A 2,971-nucleotide genomic window follows, 5' to 3' on the forward strand; every position below is an offset into this window, starting at 1 on the left:
GTGTATTGTTGTAGTAGCTGTGGTAATGTGGGAAAACGTGAAACGTTTTTCCAAGTAACTGTTGGAAAGTCAAAGACTTTTCAATGGTTACGTCATTTCCACAGCTTTCTTATTTTTTCATGATACTTTTGACAGTACCTATCGGGGGAGAACATCTCAAATCTACCCATCTTATTTATTAACAATATAATAACTTACTTTTTATGTCAATACTTTTGACAGTACGGCATAAGGGTAAAGGAGGAACAGTATGAAAAAAATGACTTTCAGCCTGATAGTCGGTATGGTGTTCTTGGCGTTTTTTACCCAGATGCTCTGGGCGGAGCCTGCGGTAAAGAAATTTTTCCCCTCTGAAGGCGGCTCCAAACTGTATTCATCGGGAGTGATGGTGGGCAAAACCTATTTTGTGGCCGGCTCAGGTTCGGCGCTCCAGGGCGGGGGGCAGCCGGAGACCTTTCCCGACCAGGCGCGGCAGTGCTGGAAGAACATCGAGAAGACCTTGCAGATGGCCGGTCTGGGCCTGGGAAACGTGGTACAGTGCTGGATCATGCTCGATGATCTGAAAAATTACCAGGCTATGGACGATGTGTTCGCCGAGTTATTCCCCACTAACCCACCCGCACGCACCACACTCGGAATTGCTACCATTCCCCAGGGCAATCACATCGAAATCACTGCCATTGCCTACACCGATCTCTCCGAACGTAAATGCACCCGGAACATGTTTTCGAGCATCAAATTCAGCCCGGGTGTCATTGCCGGGAATACCCTCTATATTTCAGGGGATTTTGTTCCAACTAAAGGTGAGAAAAGAACGTTTCCGGAACAAGTAACACAATCGATGACTATCGTGGGGGGTATCCTTCAAGAGGCTGGACTCGATTACAGCAATATAGTATGGAGCAACGTATATCTTGACAAATACAGCAATCTCGGCGCCTTTAATAAGATATACAGCGAGTTTTTCCCGAAAGGAAATGAGCCTGCCCGGGCCAATGTGTTTGTGAACAATTTCCCCGGCAACATCAATATAAAATTCGCCTGCATCGCCACCCTGGACAAAGCGGGCCATAAAGTTGTCAGAGACGCCGGAATGAAATGCGGCCCCCCGGAGCTTTATGAATCATCAAGCCCCGCGGTGTGGGCAGGTGATATGCTCTACCTTTCGGCGCAGTATGGTTCTACTCCCGGACAGAAAACCGCTCTGGAAGAGCAGATCGACCAGGTGATGAAGAGCCATCAGGATATACTCCAGAAAGCAGGGCTTGATTTCAAGGATATTGTATCGGCGAATGTATTTCTGCGCACCATTGACGATTACGGTCCGCTGAACAAGGTGTACCCGAATTATTTCACCGCCAGCCGTCCCGGGGTGCGCACCTGTTTCCAGCCTTTTGGCGGCAGCGAGCCGAACGATACCCTTGTGCGGATGTATTTCTTTGCGGCCCGGACTAAGACGGAATAGTAAAGGGAAAAAGTATGGGAAATACTCTTTATTCGACAACATTGCATGTCTTCCCGCGGATTTCCACGCTTTTCTTTTTGATCCTTGCGCTCCTGATTTCGGCGGAGGGTGCGGCGCTGGAACTGAAGGCGGGCACTGCCAAAGAGATGGTCACACCGGAGAAGCTCCTGAACCTTACCGCCGGGAAGCTGAATAACGGCACCATGCTTCCTACTACGGGGAAGGAGCATGATCTCTTCGCACGGGTGCTGACCCTCTTTGACGGGACCAATCGTCTGGTGATCGTGACCTATGATATGAACTCGCTCGATGTGGCCACTCCCATCCTGCGGGAGCGCTGTAAAAAGGAGATGGGGATCGATCCCTCCTGCCTGATTCTGATGTGTACGCATAACCACCAGGCGCCCATGCCGCGCCTCAAGGAAAACTTTCCCCATCAGCGCTGGCTGGCGGAACGGATCTATTCTCTGATAGGGGAAGCGGTCGCCCGGGAGAAGGGGCCGGTGAACCTTTATTACGGCTCCGGACAGGGATATTTCGTCCGGAACAGCGAAAACGCCCCCGTAGACTATGAAATCCAGGTGCTCAAGGTCATGCAGGGAAAACAGGCGGTCGCCCTTCTTTTCAATCAACCCACGCATCCTCTCCATTCCACACGGACGAAAATCGATGTCGGCCATCCGGGATATGCCCTGGACGAATTGGAAAAGATGTTCCCCGGAATGCTGCCTCTTTATGCCGATGCCTGCGGCGGCAACCAGTTCCCGGTCGCGGCGAATGACAGCACCTATGCAAGCGTGCAAACCTGCCGGGCGCTCGGCGTGAAGCTGGCCCAGGCGGTGCGTGACATCGCCGCAGGGCCGATGGAAGAGGTTACCGGCCCGATTTCCGCCAGGATGGATGTGGTTTCCCTCCCGTTCGCTCCCCCGCTTTCCTACACAGAGGCGCTGGCGCTGGCGAAAGGCATTCCCCTGGATATCGGCTACGACCACGGAGTCAACCGGGGCACGAACTGGATACGGGTTCTCCTGAAGCACTATAAAGAAGGGTTACCGTTCCCCACCCGGAGCGGCGAGCTTTTTGTGCGGGACGAGGGCTATGTGTACCCGGAACCGGACGATTCCCGCCCTTTCCCCTGCCGTTGCGAAGAAGTGATCGTTGCAAAGATCGGGCCTATGCCTCTTGTGGTGCTGCAGGGGGAAGTCTGCGCATCCATCGGGATGCGCATCAAGGACGCCTTCCGCACCCAGCGCCCCATCATGCTGTTCGCGTATATGGGAGAGCAGAACATCTATATCCCGACCCGTGAGTCGGTGCGGACCAACGATTACCAGGCGCAGGTGATAAAAATCCAGTACGCCTCTCCTGTCGGCTGGGCGCCCGAGGTTGAGGATGAGATGGTGAGCGGGACGGTCAAACTGATAAAGCAGGTTGTGGGGAAATAATTGTCTGAACCTTGATTTGCCCCCTAACCCTCAATCCCTTTCCCCCTGAAGGGGGCAAGGG

Annotated in this window: 2 protein-coding genes; both read left to right on the forward strand. The window is 53.2% G+C overall.

Features of this window, described 5'->3' with window-relative positions; all coding sequences use genetic code 11:
• The first annotated feature begins 250 nt into the window (after positions 1-250).
• Positions 251-1,465 carry a RidA family protein gene (locus Q8O92_11810; GenBank protein ID MDP2983999.1) on the forward strand — a complete coding sequence of 405 codons (1,215 nt, stop codon included), beginning with the start codon at positions 251-253 and terminating at the stop codon, positions 1,463-1,465.
• Between the two features lie 14 nt (positions 1,466-1,479).
• Positions 1,480-2,910, forward strand: coding sequence for a hypothetical protein (locus Q8O92_11815; GenBank protein MDP2984000.1), 1,431 nt, complete (start codon positions 1,480-1,482; stop codon positions 2,908-2,910).
• The last annotated feature ends 61 nt before the right edge of the window (positions 2,911-2,971 follow it).

It is taken from the genome of Candidatus Latescibacter sp., assembly GCA_030692375.1.
GTDB lineage: Bacteria > Latescibacterota > Latescibacteria > Latescibacterales > Latescibacteraceae > JAUYCD01.

Coding starts and splice junctions, on each gene's coding strand:
- Q8O92_11815 (MDP2984000.1), top strand. CDS start 1,480: ATGGGAAATACTCTTTATTCGACAACATTGCATGTCTTCCCGCGGATT.
- Q8O92_11810 (MDP2983999.1), top strand. CDS start 251: ATGAAAAAAATGACTTTCAGCCTGATAGTCGGTATGGTGTTCTTGGCG.